At 74.6% G+C, this 17,908-nt stretch carries 16 protein-coding genes; 5 read left to right on the top strand and 11 right to left on the bottom strand.

The genetic code is table 11. The features are described from left to right. Positions 1 to 91: 91 nt before the first annotated feature. Complete coding sequence (locus tag E1284_RS27725; RefSeq protein WP_131943090.1) at positions 92 to 907, bottom strand: Fpg/Nei family DNA glycosylase; 816 nt, start codon at positions 905 to 907, stop codon at positions 92 to 94. A gap of 22 nt (positions 908 to 929) precedes the next feature. Further along, the gene (locus E1284_RS27720; RefSeq protein WP_131943089.1) at positions 930 to 1,970 is read right to left on the bottom strand and encodes a fatty acid desaturase family protein; all 1,041 of its coding nucleotides are present in this window, start codon (positions 1,968 to 1,970) and stop codon (positions 930 to 932) included. A 204-nt stretch (positions 1,971 to 2,174) separates the two neighbouring features. On the opposite strand from E1284_RS27720, the gene E1284_RS27715 reads away from it, so the two are divergent. Next, on the top strand, positions 2,175 to 2,954 hold the full coding sequence (locus tag E1284_RS27715) for a tyrosine-protein phosphatase (RefSeq protein ID WP_131943088.1): 780 nt from the start codon (positions 2,175 to 2,177) through the stop codon (positions 2,952 to 2,954). 143 nt (positions 2,955 to 3,097) lie between these two features. Here E1284_RS27715 and menD read toward each other — a convergent pair whose 3' ends face one another. From menD to E1284_RS27700, 3 genes are all read right to left on the bottom strand, one after another. Beyond that, entirely contained in the window at positions 3,098 to 4,765 is a 1,668-nt protein-coding gene (menD, locus tag E1284_RS27710) for a 2-succinyl-5-enolpyruvyl-6-hydroxy-3-cyclohexene-1-carboxylic-acid synthase (RefSeq protein WP_131943087.1), read from the bottom strand. Then, positions 4,762 to 5,712 (bottom strand): o-succinylbenzoate synthase, encoded by a 951-nt coding sequence (locus E1284_RS27705; RefSeq protein ID WP_131943086.1) that lies wholly within the window; start codon positions 5,710 to 5,712, stop codon positions 4,762 to 4,764. Before E1284_RS27705 ends, menD begins: the two co-directional genes overlap by 4 nt. Before the next feature lie 76 nt (positions 5,713 to 5,788). Continuing rightward, on the bottom strand, positions 5,789 to 6,688 hold the full coding sequence (locus E1284_RS27700) for a 1,4-dihydroxy-2-naphthoyl-CoA synthase (RefSeq protein ID WP_131943085.1): 900 nt from the start codon (positions 6,686 to 6,688) through the stop codon (positions 5,789 to 5,791). Between the two features lie 112 nt (positions 6,689 to 6,800). On the opposite strand from E1284_RS27700, the gene E1284_RS27695 reads away from it, so the two are divergent. From E1284_RS27695 to E1284_RS27685, 3 genes are all read left to right on the top strand, one after another. Next, the gene (locus tag E1284_RS27695) at positions 6,801 to 7,961 is read left to right on the top strand and encodes an AMP-binding protein (protein ID WP_207923983.1); all 1,161 of its coding nucleotides are present in this window, start codon (positions 6,801 to 6,803) and stop codon (positions 7,959 to 7,961) included. Between the two features lie 57 nt (positions 7,962 to 8,018). Further along, positions 8,019 to 9,080, top strand: coding sequence for a cation diffusion facilitator family transporter (locus E1284_RS27690; protein ID WP_131943083.1), 1,062 nt, complete (start codon positions 8,019 to 8,021; stop codon positions 9,078 to 9,080). Between the two features lie 253 nt (positions 9,081 to 9,333). Beyond that, positions 9,334 to 10,677 (top strand): RNA polymerase sigma factor, encoded by a 1,344-nt coding sequence (locus tag E1284_RS27685; protein ID WP_131943082.1) that lies wholly within the window; start codon positions 9,334 to 9,336, stop codon positions 10,675 to 10,677. Between the two features lie 81 nt (positions 10,678 to 10,758). Here the strand turns inward: E1284_RS27685 and E1284_RS43255 are convergent, their stop codons facing one another. Together E1284_RS43255 and E1284_RS43250 are read right to left on the bottom strand one after the other, a co-directional pair. Further along, on the bottom strand, positions 10,759 to 11,652 hold the full coding sequence (locus E1284_RS43255; RefSeq protein ID WP_131943081.1) for an ABC transporter permease: 894 nt from the start codon (positions 11,650 to 11,652) through the stop codon (positions 10,759 to 10,761). 2 nt (positions 11,653 to 11,654) lie between these two features. Then, positions 11,655 to 12,638: an ATP-binding cassette domain-containing protein gene (locus E1284_RS43250; RefSeq protein WP_131943080.1), complete on the bottom strand. Its 984-nt coding sequence runs from the start codon at positions 12,636 to 12,638 to the stop codon at positions 11,655 to 11,657. Between the two features lie 114 nt (positions 12,639 to 12,752). Here E1284_RS43250 and E1284_RS27670 point away from each other — a divergent pair, with 114 nt between their 5' ends. Continuing rightward, positions 12,753 to 13,268, top strand: coding sequence for a MarR family winged helix-turn-helix transcriptional regulator (locus E1284_RS27670; RefSeq protein ID WP_131943079.1), 516 nt, complete (start codon positions 12,753 to 12,755; stop codon positions 13,266 to 13,268). Here E1284_RS27670 and E1284_RS27665 read toward each other — a convergent pair. The 4 genes from E1284_RS27665 to E1284_RS27650 are packed head-to-tail and all read right to left on the bottom strand — an operon-like array spanning position 13,220 to position 17,645. Further along, positions 13,220 to 13,951, bottom strand: a complete 732-nt coding sequence (locus E1284_RS27665) for a sirohydrochlorin chelatase (RefSeq protein ID WP_131943078.1) — start codon at positions 13,949 to 13,951, stop codon at positions 13,220 to 13,222. The genes E1284_RS27670 and E1284_RS27665 overlap by 49 nt on opposite strands. After that, on the bottom strand, positions 13,944 to 15,134 hold the full coding sequence (locus E1284_RS27660; RefSeq protein WP_131943077.1) for a uroporphyrinogen-III synthase: 1,191 nt from the start codon (positions 15,132 to 15,134) through the stop codon (positions 13,944 to 13,946). The genes E1284_RS27665 and E1284_RS27660 overlap by 8 nt, the downstream gene beginning before the upstream one ends. Next, positions 15,118 to 15,510 carry a nitrite reductase small subunit NirD gene (nirD, locus tag E1284_RS27655; protein ID WP_131943076.1) on the bottom strand — a complete coding sequence of 131 codons (393 nt, stop codon included), beginning with the start codon at positions 15,508 to 15,510 and terminating at the stop codon, positions 15,118 to 15,120. Before nirD ends, E1284_RS27660 begins: the two co-directional genes overlap by 17 nt. Before the next feature lie 56 nt (positions 15,511 to 15,566). Beyond that, on the bottom strand, positions 15,567 to 17,645 hold the full coding sequence (locus E1284_RS27650; RefSeq protein ID WP_131943075.1) for a molybdopterin oxidoreductase family protein: 2,079 nt from the start codon (positions 17,643 to 17,645) through the stop codon (positions 15,567 to 15,569). Positions 17,646 to 17,908: the final 263 nt, after the last annotated feature.

The raw sequence follows: 17,908 nt of genomic DNA, 5'->3' as shown, positions 1-17,908 counted from the left end.
GCCCACACCACCGCCGGCGACACCGGCCCCACCCCCACCGTCTCCTGACCCGGCGGGACACCGCACCGCGGGACGCCGCAACGGCGCGACGTCACACGGGGGAGGGCTGGCACCCCGGACACCAGAACAGGTTCCGCGACGCCACCTCCGCCGCCGCCACCGGCGTCCCGCACACCAGGCACGGCAGCCCCGCACGCCGGTACACGTACACCTCACCACCGTGATCGTCCACCCGCGGCGGACGCCCCATCGCCTCCGGCGTGTGCTCCGGACGGACCGTGTCGATCCGCCCCACCCGGACCCCCTCGGCCATCAGCAGCACCAGATCGTCCCAGATCGCCGCCCACTGCCCCGCCGACAGCCGCCGCCCCGGCAACCGCGGATCGATCCCCTGCCGGAACAGCACCTCCGCCCGGTAGATGTTCCCCGGACCCGCCACCACCGACTGATCCATCAGCAGCACCGCGATCGGCGTCCGCGCCCGGCTGATCCGCCGCCACGCGAGCTCCGGATCGGCGTCCGCCCGCAGCGGATCGGGCCCCAGCCGGTCCCGCAGCAGCTTCACCTCACCCGGCTCCAGCACCTCGCACGTGTTCGGACCCCGCAGATCCGCGAAATGCTCCCCGCCCACCAGCCGCAGCCGCACCAGCCCCACCGGATCCGGAGCCGGCAGCGCCCCGAACCCGAACCGGCCATAAATGCCCAGATGGACGTGCAGCGTCAGCTCGTCGTCGAACCCCAGCAGCAGATGCTTGCCGTGCGCGTCCGCGTCCGCCAGCACCCGCCCGTCCAGCCGCCGCGCCCCCTCGGCGAACCGCCCCTGCGGACTCGTGGCCGCGACGGCGAGGCCGCCGAACATCCGCTGGTGATCGGCGGCCAGGCGATGAATCGTATGTCCCTCCGGCATGGCCCGGAGCATAGCCCCGCCCCTACCGCAGCGGCTCCCCGATCGCCCGCATGTGACCGAGAGCCTCCCGGTACGACGCGATCAGGCCCGTCTCGGTGTAGGGCAGGCCCACCGCCGCGCAGTGCTCCATCACCAGCGGACGCACCCGCCGCAGGCTGCACCGCGGCACCCCCGGGAACAGATGGTGTTCGATCTGGTAGTTCAGCCCGCCCATCAGCCAGTCGGTCGCCACCCCGCCCCGCACGTTCCGCGACGTCAGCACCTGCCGCCGCAGATGCCCCCACCGCTCACCCGGCTCCGGCATCGCCATCCCCTTGTGGTTCGGCGCGAACACCGCACCCAGATGCACCCCGAACAGCGCGTGCTGCACCGCGATCAGCGCCACCGCCTGCGCCGGCGGCAGCAGCGCGAACGCCAGCCCCAGATACCCCACCGCGTGCGCCAGCAGCAGACCGCCCTCGACCAGCCGGTCGCGCCGGGACCGGTCGCGCAGGAACAGCAGGCTCCCCACCTTCAGGTTGACGCCCTCCAGCGTCAGCAGCGGGAAGAACAGCGCCGCCTGATGCCGCGCCACCCACCGCAGCACGCCCCGCTTCCGCCCGGCCTGCTCGCTCGTCCACGCCAGCACGCCCTCCCCCACGTCCGGGTCCTTGCCCACATGGTTCGGATTGGCGTGATGCCGGTTGTGCTTGTCGTTCCACCACCCGTGCCCCATTCCCAGCAGCAGGTTGCCCAGCAGCAACCCCAGCCACCGGTTCGCCCGCGCGCTCCGCGCGATCTGCCGGTGCCCCGCGTCATGCCCGAGGAACGCCGTCCGCGCCGTCAGGACGGCGAGGGGAACGCCCAGCAGGACCGTCCACCAGCTGGGGCCCGCCCACGCCACCGCACCCCACACCGCGGCCGTCGCGGCCAGGTTCAGCGCGATCGCCCGCGCGTAGTAGCCGCGGCGGCGCTCCAGCAGCCCGCCCTCGCGAACCCGCCGCGCGAGTGGAGCGAAGTCGCTGCCGGCCCGGCCCGCCGATGTGGCGGACGACGGGGAGGGAGCGTGCAGGGTCGCGGGCATGAAGCCTCCAGTTCGAGTAGGAAGAACAGCTCCTCGAACACTACGGAGCGTGAGGTCGCGCGGTCGCCACGCTGCGGAGCCAACTGTCCCCTGGCTCGCAGGTCCCGGTACCGGCCCGCGCCGCTCACCCCAGGGATGTCCTTCCCCCCGGGACAGGACCCTGCGTAAAAGTCCGGGCACCTCGCCCCTATAAGGTCATAAGTCATGGACGATGGCACGCGGTGGATCGAACTGGACGGAGCCGTCAACGCCCGAGACCTCGGCGGGCTCCCCACGGCCGATGGCAGGACCACCAGGCGGGGCTGCGTGCTCCGCTCCGACAACCTCCAGGACCTCTCGGTCACCGACGTCCGCATCCTTCTCGACGACTACGGCCTGAAGAACGTCATCGACCTGCGAAGCGAGGCCGAAGTGCGCCTCGAAGGCCCCGGGCCCCTCACCCGCATACAGACCGTGACCGTCCACCATCTGTCGCTGTTCCCCGAGGGGGGCCGCCACACCGATGTCGCCGCCGACACCGACGTCGATGTGGACAAGGCGCTCCCCTGGCAGGACGACCGCTCCACCGGCCACTACCTGGGCTACCTGGCCGACCGCGGCGACTCCATCGTCGCCGCCCTCCGCGTCATGACCCGCACCGACGGCTCCTCACTGGTGCACTGCGCCGCCGGGAAGGACCGCACCGGCGTCGTCTGCGCCCTCGCCCTGGACGCCGCCGGCGTCACCCGCGAGGCCATCGTCGCCGACTACGTCCAGACCGGTGAACGCCTGGCGGCGATCCTGCGTCGGCTGCGGGCCAGCGATACCTACGCCGCCGACCTCGACTCCCGCCCTGCCGACACCCACAAGCCGCACGCCGCGCTGATGGAGAAGCTCCTCGCCCGCGTCGACGAGGAGTTCGGCGGGACGCTCGGCTGGCTCGCCGGGCACGGCTGGACGCCCGAGGACACCGACGCCCTCCGCGACCGCCTCCTGACCCCCTGACCACTTCTCTTCCGGCCCGATCGAAGCCTCGGCGTCGGGGAGGTTTTTGTTGGTTGGAGGTTAAGGTTGGTGTCGCTGCCCGACGCCTTTACGTTGTAAATTGAAGACTGAAATGTTCGACCAGGCCGGGGGGCGGCGGGAACTCAGGCGAGGGTCTCGCGGACGGCGGCCTGCGCCGCCTTGCGGATGTCGGCGTGCAGGGACGCGTTCGCCTCCCTGTCGGTGCGGGCCTCGATGATCCGCAGCCCCTCCCCCGCCATCGCCTTCGGCAGGTCCGCCGCGGCCTCCAGCCGCCGGTACGGGACGCCGTGCGCGGCGGCGACGGTCTCCACGTCCACCTGGTGCGGCGTGCCGAAGACCCGCTCGAACGGGCCGTGCAGCGCCGCCTGCGGCAGCAGCGAGAAGATCCCGCCGCCCCGGTTGTTCACCACGATGAGGGCCAGGTCGGGGCGCCGGTCGTACGGGCCGATGATCAGGCCGTTCTGGTCGTGCAGGAACGCCAGGTCGCCGAGCAGGGCGTAGGAGCGGCCGCTGTGCGCCAGCGCGGCGCCCATCGCCGTCGAGACCAGCCCGTCGATGCCGCTCGCGCCCCGGTTCGCCATGATCCGGATACCGCGGCGCGGGCGCATCACCTGGTCCAGGTCCCGGATCGGCATGCTCGCCGCGGTGAACAGCAGCGACCCGCCCGGCAGCCCGGCGACCAGGTCGCGGGCCAGCCGCGGCTCGCTCACCTGCGGCACCGCGTCCAGGACCGCGTCCACCGCCGCCGCGGCGGCCAGGTCCGCGGCCCGCCACGACTTCAGCCACGCGTCGTCGCCGGACACCACCGGGATCTCCACCTCGGGCGCCACCTGCGTCGCCGACCGGACGGGGTCGGGCCAGCGCGCCAGGTCCGGGGCGAGGACGATGTGCTCCTCGGCGCGCCGCAGCAGCGACAGCAGCGGCCGCGACAGCCCCGGCTTCCCGAGCGTCACCACGACCTCGGGGCGGTGCCGCTCCACGAACTCCGGGACGCCCAGCAGGAAATGGTGCGACGACAGGGCGTGGTCGCCGTAGCGGGCGTTGCCGTTCGGCTCGGCCAGCACGGGCCACCCGGCCATCGACGCGGCCGCCACGTACCGCTTGACGTTCGTCGCCCCGTCCCCCACCACCAGCACGCCGCGGCGGGTCGGCGGGACGTGCAGCACCGACCCCGGCGTCGCCGGCCGCACCTTCGTCCACGCGCCGGTCGCGTCGCCGTCGAGGGGCTCGCACCACGTCTCGTCGCCGTCGGGGATCAGCGGCTCGCGGAACGCCGCGTTCAGGTGCACCGGCCCCGGCGACGGCGCCTGCGCCGCCCCCCACGCGCGGCTGACCAGCGACCGCCAGTAGGCCACCATCCCCGGGCGGTTCTCCGGCACGCCGACCTCGGTGCTCCACCGCACCGCCGTCCCGTACAGCTTCACCTGGTCGATCGTCTGGTTCGCGCCGGTGTCGCGCAGCTCCGGCGGCCGGTCGGCGGTGAGCACGATCAGCGGGACGCCGGACTCGTGCGCCTCGATCACCGCCGGATGGAAGTTCGCCGCCGCCGTCCCCGACGTGCACACCAGCGCCACCGGGCGGCTCGACCGCTTCGCCAGGCCCAGCCCGAGGAACGACGCCGACCGCTCGTCGATCCGCACGTGCAGCCGCAGCCGCCCCGCCTCCTCGGCGGCCTGCAGCGCCAGCGCCAGCGGCGCCGACCGCGACCCCGGCGCCAGCACCGCGTCGCTCATCCCGCACCGCAGCAGCTCGTCGACCAGGACGGTCGCCAGCGCGGTCGCCGGGTTCACGGGGCCGCCTCGATCACCGCGGGGCCGGCCAGATGCTCCTGCGCGGCCAGGGCGCGGTCCCGCCACGCCTCCGCGGGGACCTCCCAGCGCCGCAGCGCCTCCTCGTCCGGCACGGGCCGCCGCACCTCGATCTCCCCCTCGACCGGCCGCAGCGGATCGCGCACCACGTCGCCCTCCAGCAGCGACAGCGTGCCCAGCCCGCACGCGTACGGAAGGTCGGGCAGCGCGGCGGCCAGCGCCACGCCCGCCGCCAGCCCCACCGACGTCTCCACCGCGCTCGACACCACCACCGGCAGCCCGCACGCCTCGGCGACCCGCAGCGCCGCCGCGACGCCGCCGAGCGGCTGCACCTTCAGCACCGCCACGTCGGCGGCCTCCGCCGCCCGCACCTTCAGCGGGTCCTCGGCGCGGCGGATCGACTCGTCCGCCGCGACGGGCACGTCCACCCGCCGCCGCACCCGCGCCAGCTCCGCCAGCGTCGCGCAGGGCTGCTCGACGTACTCCAGCTCCCACCGGTCCAGCGCCCGGATCATCCGGGCGGCGTGGTCGACGTCCCAGCGGCCGTTCACGTCGACGCGCACGCGGCCGTCCGGCCCGATCGCGTCCCGGACGGCCTCGACCCGGGCCATGTCGTCGGCGTCGCCCTGCCCGCGCTCGGCGACCTTCACCTTCGCGGTGCGGCAGCCGGACTCCTTGGTCATCGCGAACGCGCGCTCGGGGTCCACCGCCGGGATCGTCACGTTCACCGGTATCCGGTCCCGGACGGGCTCGGGCCAGCCCTCGTGCGCGGCCTCGCGGGCGGCGGCGAGCCAGCGGGCGCACTCGGCCGGGCCGTACTCGGCGAACGGCGAGAACTCCCCCCATCCGGCGGGGCCCCGCACGAGGGCGCCCTCCCGCCGCGTCACACCGCGGAACCGCGTCCGCATCGGGATGGAGAAGACCCGCACCCGCCGAACCCCCTGACCTGCCGATGATCCGCCCGCCGAATCACGGTATTCCGGATCACGCCGTGCGTATGAACACTTAGTAGTACCACGGGAAACGCGACCAGTCGGGGTCGCGCTTCTCCAGGAACGAGTCGCGTCCCTCGGCCGCCTCGTCGGTGCCGTAGGCCAGCCGCGTCGCCTCCCCGGCGAACACCTGCTGGCCGACGAGCCCGTCGTCGATCAGGTTGAACGCGAACTTCAGCATCCGCTGCGCCGTCGGGCTCTTGCCGTTGACCTTCCGCGCCCACTCCAGCGCCGTGGCCTCCAGCTCGGCGTGCGGGACGACGGCGTTGACCATGCCCATCCGGTGCGCTGCCTCGGCGTCGTAGGCGTCGCCGAGGAAGAAGATCTCGCGGGCGAACTTCTGCCCGACCTGCCGCGCCAGGTACGCCGACCCGAACCCGCCGTCGAAGCTCGCCACGTCCGCGTCGGTCTGCTTGAACCGGGCGTGCTCGCGGCTGGCGAGGGTCAGGTCGCACACCACGTGCAGACTGTGCCCGCCGCCCGCGGCCCAGCCCGGCACCACGCAGATGACGACCTTGCCCATCATCCGGATCAGCCGCTGCACCTCCAGGATGTGCAGCCGCCCCGCCCGCGCCGGGTCGATCGTGTCGGACGTCTCGCCCTCGGCGTACTTGTAGCCGTCCTTGCCGCGGATCCGCTGGTCGCCGCCCGAGCAGAACGCCCAGCCGCCGTCCTTCGGCGACGGCCCGTTGCCCGTCAGCAGCACGCACCCGATGTCGCTGGACATCCGCGCGTGGTCCAGCGCCCGGTACAGCTCGTCCACCGTGTGGGGGCGGAACGCGTTGCGCACCTCCGGGCGGTTGAACGCCACCCGCACCGTGCCGTGGTCGACGGCCCGGTGGTAGGTGATGTCGGTGAAGCCGAACCCCTCGACCTCTTTCCACGCGTCCGCGTCGAACAGCTCCGAGACCATGTGTTCCTCTCCCTGAAGCGCCCCGCGCCGGCCGGGTCGCGGGCGGTCGTGCCCCATTCAACCGCTCCCCCGTTTGAACGCGTTCAGCGGGGTCGTCTAGGCTGATGAGATCATGGATCGCCCGCTGCACGCCGTCGTCCTGCCGCCCGGCCCCCGCCTCCTGGACGCGCTGGCGGACGCGCTCGCCGGCGGGCCCGTGATCTGCCCGCTCTCCCCCGGCCTGCCCGAACCGGCCCTCGGCGACCTGCTGGACGCCCTGGCCCCCGACGCGGTCGAGACGCCCGAAGGGCTCGTCCACCGCGCCGACGCCGGGCACCCGCCCGCCGACGCCGGCACGGCCGTGCTGATCGCCACGTCCGGGTCCACCGGCACCCCCAAGTTCGTCGAGCTGTCCGCGGACGCGCTGCGGCACTCCGCCGCCGGGACCCTCGCGCGGATCGGGGCCGGGCCGGGCGACCGGTGGCTGTGCTGCCTGCCCACCAGCCACATCTCCGGCGTCCAGGTCCTCGTCCGCTCCCTGCTCGCCGGCACCGACCCGGTCATCGCGCCGCGCTTCGACGCCGCCGCCGTCGCGCGGGCGGACGGCTTGCACGTCTCCCTCGTCCCGACCCAGCTGCGCCGCCTGCTCGACACCGGCGCCGACCTGTCGCGGCTCGGCGCGATCGTCCTCGGCGGCGCCGCCGCCGCGCCCGGCCTGCTCGCCGAGGCCCGCGGGCGCGGCGCCCGCGTGTTCACCACCTACGGCATGAGCGAGACGTGCGGCGGCTGCGTCTACGACGGGACGCCCCTGGACGGCATGCGCGTCGCGCTCGGCGACGGCGGCCGGATCCGGCTGGCCGGCCCGTCCCTGTTCACCGGCTACCGGCTGCGCCCGGAGCTGACCGCCGAGGTCAGGGACGGCGACTGGTTCGTCACCCAGGACCTCGGCGCCCTGGAGGGCGGCCGGCTCCGCGTCCGCGGCCGCGTCGACGACGTCATCAACACCGGCGGGGAGAAGGTCGTCGCCGGGGAGGTCGCCGCCGCGCTGTCGCGGCACCCCGCGATCCGCGACGTCGTCGTGGTCGGGCGGCCCGACCCCGAATGGGGCGAGCGCGTCACCGCCGTCGTCGTCCCGGCGCCCGCGGCCGTGCCGGAGCTGACCGAGCTGCGCGCCTTCGTCCGCGAGACGATGCCCGCCCATGCCGCCCCCCGCGAGCTGGACCTGGTGGAGACGATCCCGCTGCTGGCGTCCGGGAAACCCGACCGCGCCCGCCTCCGCGCCCCCGCGCCCTGACCTCCGCCGCGCGACCGGCCGCGCATGACACGCCGACCGGACGGGGAGAGGACGACCATGGCCGGACAGCGCAGCGGGCGGGAGACGGACGGCGAGCGCGAGGAGGGCCGCGAGAAGGGCCGCGAGAAGGGCAAGGAGAACGAGAGCGGCCTCACCGTCCTGCTCGCCCTCGGCGCCAACCTGGGCATCGCCGTCGCCAAGGGCTTCGCCGCGTTGATCACCGGTTCGGCGTCGATGGCCGCCGAGACCGCCCACTCGGTCGCCGACACCTTCAACGAGCTGCTGCTGCTCGTCGGGCTGCGCCGCAGCGGCCGCCCGGCCGACCGCCGCCACCCCCTCGGGTACGGCAAGGAGCGTTACATCTGGACGCTGCTGGTCGCCGTCGCGATCTTCGGCATGGGCGCGCTGTTCTCCTTCTACCAGGGGTTCCAGACGCTCACCGGGCACCGGCAGGGCGAGGAGTCCGGCACGCTCATCGCCTTCGGCGTGCTCGGCGTGGCGTTCGTGCTGGAGGGGATCTCCTGGCAGCAGGCCGTCCGGCAGGTCCGCGACGCGGCCCGCGCCGAGGACCTGCCGCTGCTCGCCCACATCCGCCGGACCGACGAGCCCACCTCGGTCAGCGTCCTGCTGGAGGACTCGGCCGCCCTCATCGGCGTCCTGATCGCCGCGGGCGCCCTCGGCCTGCACCGGCTGACCGGCTCGGCGACCTGGGACGCGATCGGGTCGCTGCTCATCGGCGTGCTGCTCACCGCCGTCGCGCTCGTCCTCGGCCGCATCAACCTCAACCTGCTGACCGGCACCCAGGCCGACCCCCGGATCGTCGCCGACGTCCGCGCCCGCCTCGGCGCGGCGCCCGAGGTCGACTGGGTCGTCGACATCATCACCGTCACGTTCGGCGCCGACCGCGTCCTCGCCTGCGCCCGGCTGGACTTCCGCGACGACCTCACCGCCGGCGACGTCGAACGCGCCTGCGTCCGGATGGCCCGCGACCTGCACGACGCGCACGAGGAGATCGACGAGGTGTTCCTCGAACCCGTCCCCCGGGACGATCCTGACCTGCGGGAACGCGTGATCGCGCGGTACGGCCGGACGCTGCGGCCGAAGGGCCCCGGCATGTAGTGGCGTTCGTCACGCTGCCACAGCCCGGCGCCTTTACGTAGTAAGGTGAGATCGGTTCTGGTCAGAGGTATGAAACGGCCCATTCCGGGCACCAGCAGCGTCTGGATCGTTCCTCCGCGATCCACCGGCGGGCCGCCGGTCGCGCGGCCGTGGGAACAATGACCCGGTCGTGCGACGTTCCGATAAGTGCGTGCGCCACCAGCGAACAACAATCCGCGCCGCACTCACACACCGAAGGGAGGGGGGTGTCCCCATGCCGCGAAGCGCCGTCGAGACCCCGCTCACGGAGTCGGCGGGCCCCGCGCTCAGCGAGCTCCTGAAGCGTGGCCGGGCCCAAGGGCGCCTCTCACTGGACGAGGTGCGAGGGGCCTTCGAGAGCGCCGGGATCAGCCCGGCCCAGGGCCGTTCGATCCTGCGCGAGCTGTCGGAGGCCGGTATCAGCCTGGCCGGCGAGCCGGACACCGTCCGCAAGATGGCCGCGGCCGTCGACCACGACGGAGGCGAGACCGCCCAGGCGACGCCCTCCCCCGCCAAGAAGCGCGCCCCCCGCAGGACCTCCGCCAAGGCGAAGGCCGCCGCCAAGCCCGCGGCCGCGCCGGCCGCGGACACCACGGGCGCCTCCGAGGAGGAGTTCGAGGTCACCGAGGTCGAGGCCGCCGAGACCCCCGCCGACCTGGACGACCAGTCGACCACCATGGGCGACTCGGTCCACACCTACCTCAAGGCCATCGGGCGCCGCCAGCTGCTCACCGCCGAGCAGGAGGTCGACCTCGCCAAGCGCATCGAGGCCGGGCTGTACGCCGAGCACAAGCTGGAGACCGCCGACCTCTCCCCCGCCCTGCGCGCCGACCTGGAATGGGTCGCCGCCGACGGCCGCCGCGCCAAGGCCCACATGCTGGAGGCCAACCTCCGGCTGGTGGTGTCGGTCGCCAAGAAGTACTCCGACCGCGGCCTGTCGCTGCTGGACGTCGTCCAGGAGGGCAACCTCGGCCTGATCCGCGCCGTGGAGAAGTTCGACTACTCCAAGGGCTACAAGTTCTCCACCTACGCGATGTGGTGGATCCGGCAGGCCATCCAGCGCGGCTTCGCCGACTCGGCCCGCACGATCCGGCTGCCCGTGCACGTGCTGGAGATGCTCAGCAAGCTGAGCCGCGTCGAGCGCGACATGCACCAGCGGCTCGGCCGCGAGCCCACGCCCGAGGAACTGGCCGTCGAGCTGGACAAGAGCCCCGAGCAGGTCCGCGAGCTGCTGCGCACCAGCCGCCAGCCGATCAGCCTGGACTCCACCATCGGCGAGGACGGCGAGACCCGCATCGGCGACCTCATCGAGGACACCGACAGCCCCGAGGCGTCCGAGCTCGTCGACCGCCAGCTCATGGCCGACCAGCTGCGCCGCACCCTCGACATCCTGTCCCCGCGCGAAGCCAAGATCATGGCGATGCGGTTCGGGCTGTACGACGGGACGCCGCGCACCCTGGACGAGATCGGCAAGGCCCTCGGGCTGACCCGCGAGCGGATCCGGCAGCTGGAGAAGGAGTCACTGTCCAAGCTGCGGCACCCCAGCAACGCCCGCCCGCTGCTGGACTTCGCCGTCTGACCCGCCGGCAGAGGCCGTGCACACGGGCGAGGGCCCGCCGGACCGCGCGGTCCGGCGGGCCCTCGCGTGCCCGGCCGCTTCTCAGTCGGCGCGGCGGAACTCCACGATGGCCACCGCCATCAGGCCGAGGCCCATGCCCAGCACGATGAGGATCTCCAGCCAGATCGGCACCGTCCAGCCGCCCCAGGTGACGCCCGGGTCGAACGTGCGCAGCAGCCGCTGCGAGACGTCCAGGTGCGCGAACACCACGTGCCGCATCGGGTCGACCGCGTAGGTGAGCGGGTTGAACCGGGTCAGCACGCTCAGCCACGTGGGCAGGCCGTTCAGCGGGTACAGCGCGCCCGACAGGAACATCATCGGCATCATCGCCATCTGCATGAGGCCGAAGAACGCCTGCATCTGGGTGATCCGCGCCGCCATCATCACCCCGAACCCGGTCAGCGCCAGCGCCCCGATGAACATCAGGCCGATCAGCTGGAGCATCAGCACCGGGTCGTAGGGGACGCCGGCGAGCGGAGCGAGCAGCACGATGACCACGCCCTGCAGGGTCGCCACGACCGCGCCGCCGATGCACTTGCCGATCACGATCGCGCTGCGGCTGACCGGCGCCACGAGCATCTCGCGCAGGAACCCGAACTCGCGGTCCCACACGATCGACCCGGCGGAGAACATCGCGGTGAACATCACCGACATCGCGCACACGCCGGGGTAGATGAAGGTCTTCAGGTCGACGCTCCCGGCCGGGCCGCCGCCGCTGGTCACGAGGTTGGACAGGCCGGTGCCCATGACCAGCAGCCACAGCACCGGCTGGACGAGCCCGGACACCATCCGCAGCTTGTCCCGCCAGAACCGGATCAGCTCCCGGTGCAGGACGATCTTCACGGCGCGCAGGTCCTGGCGCAGGCCGCGCTCGGGCACCCGCACCCGGACGACCCCGGCCGCCGCCCGCTCCGCCTCTTCCGCGGTGCTCGCCACGGTCACCTCCTCGCCGCGCGCATCGCCATGCGCATCCGGTCGCTCCCGGACGCCTCGGCGTCCCGGATGGTGGAGCCGGTGAAGGACATGAAGACGTCGTCCAGGGACGGCCGCGCCACGTTCACCGACCGGATCGGGACGCCCAGCTCGGCGAACAGCCGCGGCACGAACGCCTCGCCGGAGGCGACCGAGAACGTGACCGCGCCCTCCGACACGACGGCCGCCAGGCCGAACCGGTCCCCGATCGCGGCGATCGCCGCCTCGTCGTCGTCGGTCCGGATGCGGATCCGGTCCTCGCCGACGCCCGCCTTGAGCGCCTCGGGCGTGTCGAGGGCGACGATCCGCCCCGAGTCCATGATCGCGATGCGCTCGCAGAACTCGGCCTCGTCCATGTAGTGCGTCGTCATGAAGATCGTGATCTCCTCCGCCCGCTGCAGCCGGCGGATGTACTCCCAGATCGACGCGCGGGTCTGCGGGTCCAGGCCGACGGTGGGCTCGTCCAGGAACAGCACCCGCGGCGAGTGCAGCAGGCCGCGGGCGATCTCCAGGCGGCGCTTCATGCCGCCGGAGAAGGTCTGCACCAGGTCGCCGCGCCGGTCCCACAGGTTGACCATCTCCAACACCTGCCGGATGCGGTCGCCCGTCACCGCGCGCGGCACCCCGTACAGCTCGGCGTGGAAGCGCAGGTTCTGCTCCCCCGACAGGTAGCCGTCCAGGGTCGGGTCCTGGAACACCAGCCCGATGTTGCGGCGCACCGTGTCGCGCTCGGTGACCACGTCGCGGCCCGCCACGCGCGCGGTGCCCCCGCTGGGGCGCAGCAGCGTGCAGAGCATGTTGATGGTGGTGGACTTGCCGGCGCCGTTCGGGCCGAGGAAACCGAAGATCTCCCCCGGCCGCACGGTGAAGTCGATCCCCCGCACGGCCTCCACGTCGCCGAACTTCTTGATGAGGCCGTCGACCTCGACGGCGGGTCCCCCGTCCGGCATGGGGCCTCCCTCGCATGGACGCACACCCATTTTTTGGGCCACCCAACGGTAGGAGTACCCTATCTCTCACGTCAAGAGAAATAGGACCTCCCCAGTGAATCCGAGGAGCCGGACGTGACCGACCAGTCCGACCCGATGTACGACTCGCCCACCTACCTGATGTTCGAGACGGTGCGGCTCGTCCGGCGCACCGCGGCGCGGCTGCTCCCCGGCCAGCCGCGGCTGCCCCACCTGCTCGTCCTGTGGTGCGTGGCGCGGTCCGGGCCGCTGTCGCAGCGGGAGGTCGCCGAGCGGCTCCGGATGGACCCCGGCGACCTGGTCGCCATCGTGGACGCGCTGGAGCGGGCCGGCCACGTCGAGCGCCGCCGCGACCCCGGGGACCGGCGCCGGTACGCGCTGGACGCCACCGAGGACGGCCGGCTGTTCCTCGGCGAGAGCCTCGACGCCCGCGTCCGCCTCAACGAGGTCCTCTTCGAGCCGCTGTCACCGGACGAGCGGCGCCTCCTCCAGGGGATGCTGCTGCGCGTCCTCGCCCACCACGACGACCGGTTCACCGCACCGGAGGGCGAGGCGGAGGCCCGTCAGCGCGCGCAGGCCGGTTCGCTCACGCGCGACCGCGCCTCGTCGTAGCGGCGCAGCACGAGCCGCGCCGCCGCGTCGTGCGCCCCGATCGGCCCGGCCACCGCGTCGGCGCCGCACGCCCGCGCCCGGTCCAGGAAGCGGCCGGGCGCCAGCAGGTACGGCGCCACCACCACGCGCCCGGCACCGCGCCGCCGCAGCCGCGCGACGGCGTCGCCCAGCGCGGGGCCGCCCTCGGCGACGAACCCGCAGGTGACGGGCCGCCGCAGCCGCCGCGCCAGCAGCTGGGCGGCGGCCCGCACGTCGGCGGCCCCGGCCGGGTCGGCGGACCCCGCCGCGGCCAGGACGACGGCGTCCGGGCGGCGCGGCGGAATCCGGGTCCGTGCGCCCAGCCGGTCGGCCAGGACGTCCGCCAGCAGCGGGTCCGGGCCGAGCGGCCGGGAGGTCACCGCGCCGGGCAGCAGCCGCGCGGCGCGGTCCGGGATGTCGATCAGCGCGTGGTAGCCGCGCGCCAGCAGCAGCGGCACCACGACGACCGGGCCGCCGGCCAGGCCGGCCGCCGCCTCCTCCAGCGACGGGCGCGCCAGCTCCCCGTACGCCTCGGCGACCCGCAGCCCCGGCCGCAGCGCGCGCACCCGGTCCAGCAGGCTCCCGATCACGGCGGGCCCGGCCGGATCGCGGGTCCCGTGCGCGACGGCCAGCAGCGCCGGGCCCCCGCCGGCCGGGTCAGCCACCGGTGCCCGCCGCGAGCCGGTCGGCGAGGCGCGGGTCGCACGCCAGCCGGTAGCCGCGCTTGACGACCGTCTCGACGATGCCCGGCCGGCCGAGGCCGCGCCGCAGCCGCGCCACGGCCATCTCCACCGCGTGCTCGTCGGCCTGCGGCCGCGCGTCCCGGCCGCGCGGCGCGCCGGCGCCGACGGCCCGGCTCGGCAGCGCGCCGCACAGCTCCGCCCGCGACACCACGTGCCCGGGGCGGCGCGCGAGCGCCCGCAGGATCGCCATCGGGGCCGGTGCGATCGGGCGCAGCTGACCGTCCAGCACGACGGCGTGCCCGCGCAGCTCCAGCGACGACCCGCGCACCGACAGCCGCCGCGACCGGCGCACCGGCAGCCCGGTGACCAGCGCGCGGACCAGCGCGCCGAGCCGGGCCCGCTCCGGCTGGACGGTCGGGACGCCGCGCTCGGTCAGCGTCCCCGCGGTGACCGGCCCGACGCACGCCGCCACGACGTGGGTGCGCATGGCCTCCAGCAGGGCGTCCTCCAGCCCGTCCTCGGCGGCGACGGCGAGCGTCGCGCCGACCGCGGGCGCGCTGGTGAACGTGATCGCGTCGACCGTGCCGGTGACCGCCTGCCCGACGAGCCGGCGCAGCGGCGTCGGGTCATCGGTGCGCGACCACCGGTACACCGGGATCTCGATCACCTCGGCGCCCGCCGCGCGCAGCGCCCCGGTCAGCTCCGGCTGCCGCTCCCCGTACAGCTGGACGGCGACCCGGGCGCCCGCGAGGTCCCGGCCCAGCAGGTGGCGGGTCACCTCGGCGCAGCCCTCCGACTCGGGCGACCACGCCTCCCGCAGCCCGGCGGACCGGATCGCGCCGCGCGCCTTCGGGCCGCGGGCCACGATCTCGGCGCCGGCGAGCCGGGCGACGAGGGCGTCGCGCAGCCCGTGCCCGTCCGCCGTCTCCAGCCACGCCCGGAACCCGATGCCGGTCGTGACGACGACGTGGTCGAGGGGGCCGTCCGCGCACGCCCGGGTGGCCGCCAGCAGCCCGGCGTCGTCGTCGAGCGGGACGAGGCGGATGGCGGGGGCGAGCACGACCCGGGCGCCGCGCCGCTCCAGCAGCGTCGCGAGCTCCTCGTGCCGGCGGGCCGCGGTCACCCCGACCGCGAACCCGGCCAGGGCCTCACTGCCGGTGCTCATCGGTGAGCGCCACCTCCACCCGGTCCCCGGCCCGGCGGACCGCGAAGACCGGCACCGCGACCCGCGGATCGTCCAGGCACGCCCCGGTCCGCAGGTCGAACACCTGCTTGTACATCGGGGACGCGACGGTCGGCGTCCCGTCGCGGGTGCCGAGGATCCCGCGCGACAGCACGCAGGCGCCGCTGAACGGGTCGAGGTTCGACAGCGCGTGCAGGGCGCCGTCGAAGACCCGGAAGACCGCAACCTGCGTGCCGTCCACCATCGCGCAGACCCCCCGCTCGGGGATCAGGTCGGCGTAGGAGCAGATGTCGAACCAGCGGGCCGCCGGCCGGCCCGCCCGGTCCCTGGTGATCGTCGCTTCGGGTGTCGTGGTCATGTCCTGATCCTCCGTACGGGCGGTTTCGCCGCTGGGTCTCCTTTGTCACCGCCGTGTTAAAAGGGACTCACTCCCACCCGGACGGCGCACACCTTGAACTCCGGCATCCGCGACACCGGGTCCAGGGCCGGGTTGGTGAGCAGGTTCGCCCGCTCCTCCCCCGCCCAGTGGAACGGCACGAACACGGTGTCGGCGCGGACCGCCTCGGTCAGCCGCGCCCGGACGGTGACCGCGCCCCGGCGGCTCTCCACCCGCACCTGCGCGCCGTCCTCGATGCCGAGCCGCTCGGCCAGGTCGGGGTGCAGCTCGGCGAACGGCCCCGGCGCGGCCTCGGCCAGCGCCGGGACGCGGCGGGTCTGCGCGCCCGACTGGTACTGCGCGAGGACCCGCCCGGTCGTCAGGTACACCGGGTGGGCGGCGTCCACGTCCTCGGCGGGACCGCGGTGCTCGACCGCGACGAACCGGGCGCGCCCGTCCGGCGTGGGGAACCGGTCGAGGTAGGGGCGCGGCGTGCCGGGGTGGCCGGGCGACGGGCAGGGCCAGAACACGCCGCCCTCGGCCTCGATCCGCGCGTAGTCGATGCCCGCGTAGTCGGCGGCGCCGCCCGCGCTGGCGCGGCGCAGCTCGCCGAACACCGCCTCCGGGTCGGCGCTCCACTCCCCCGGCGCCTTCAGCCGCTCCGCGAGCGCCCCGATGATCTCCAGGTCGGTGCGGACGCCGGCCGGCGGGCGGACGGCCCGGCGGCGCCGCAGCACCCGGCCCTCCAGGTTCGTCATCGTCCCCGACTCCTCGGCCCACTGCGCGGCCGGCAGCACCACGTCGGCGCGCCGCGCGGTCTCCGACGGGACGAAGTCGGCGACCACGAGCAGGTCCAGGGCGTCGAGCCGCTCCTGCACGCGCGCGGCGTCCGGCGCCGACACCACCGGGTTCGACCCGAACAGCAGCAGCGCCTTCGGCCCGCCGTCGGTGCCGAGCGCCGACAGCAGCTCGTAGGCCGACCGCCCCGGCCCCGGCAGGCCGGCGGGGTCCACGCCCCACACCGCTGCGACGTGCGCGCGGGCGGCCGGGTCGTCGATCCTGCGGTAGCCGGGCAGCTGGTCGGCCTTCTGCCCGTGCTCGCGGCCGCCCTGCCCGTTGCCCTGCCCGGTCAGGCACCCGTAGCCGGAGCCTTCGCGGCCCGGCAGCCCGAGCGCGAGCGCCAGGTTGATGAACGCGCTGACGGTGTCGGTGCCGTCCGCGTGCTGCTCGCCGCCGCGCCCGGTCAGCACGTGGGCGCGGCCGGCGCGGGCCAGCAGCCGGACGGCCTCGCGCATCGCGGGGACGGGGACGCCGGTGATGCGCTCCACGCGGTCCGGCCAGTAGGCGTTGGCGACCGTCCGGACCGCGCCGAACCCGGTGGTGCGGGCGGCGATGTAGCGCTCGTCCGCGAGCCCCTCGGCGAGCGCCAGGTGCAGCAGCCCGTTGGCGAGCGCGAGGTCGGTCCCGGGCACCGGCTGCAGGTGCAGGTCCGCCTGGCGGGCGGTGGCGGTGCGGCGCGGGTCGACCACGATGAGGGCCCCGCCGCCGTCCCGCATCTCCGCCAGATGCCGCATGAACGGCGGCATCGTCTCGGCCGGGTTCCCGCCCACCAGCAGGACGGCGCCGGACGCGGCGAGGTCGGTGACCGGCCCCGGCAGCCCGCGGTCCATGCCGAACGCCCGGCCGGACGCCGCGGCGGCCGACGCCATGCAGAACCGGCCGTTGTAGTCGATCTGGGACGTGCCGAGCGCGACCCGCGCGAACTTGCCGAGCTGGTAGGCCTTCTCGTTGGTCAGGCCGCCGCCGCCGAACACCGCGACCGCGTCCGGGCCGTGCAGCGCCCGCAGCCGGGCGGCCTCGGCGGCGACGCGGTCGAGGGCCTCGTCCCAGGTGCAGGGCTCCTGCGGCGCGTCCCGGCGCCGCCGCATCATCGGGGCGGTCAGCCGGTCCGGGACGGTGAGCAGTTCGGCGGCCGTCCAGCCCTTCTGGCACAGCCCGCCGCGGTTGGCGGGCACGTCGTCGCGCGGCTCGATCCGCACCGCGCGCCCGCCGGTCCCGTGCAGGGTCATGCCGCACTGCAGTGCGCAGTACGGGCAGTGCGTGGGTGTCGCGTTCATGGGCCGAGACTCGGCGGGCGCCGTTTCGCCGCCGAGTCCCCGGTGTGACCCCGCCGTTAAATGCGGTTCACGCGGCCGCGTCCGCCGAGGTCGGGGCGCGGGCGGGAGGCGCCCGGGCAGGTCGCTTCCTGACGCGCACGTGTCAAGCGTTGTCGATCCCTGTCATGGGCATTTCGTCGCCTTTTACCCGATCTCCGAACGGATTCGCGGTGCCCCGGCGATCTGCCGGACGGATGCGGCCCCGCGTCCGCCCCCGCCCCGAC

This window comes from Actinomadura bangladeshensis (assembly GCF_004348335.1).
GTDB classification, from domain to species: domain Bacteria; phylum Actinomycetota; class Actinomycetes; order Streptosporangiales; family Streptosporangiaceae; genus Spirillospora; species Spirillospora bangladeshensis.
Note: the sequence above shows the minus strand (reverse complement) of the source record. Positions and strands in the feature narration are given on the sequence as shown.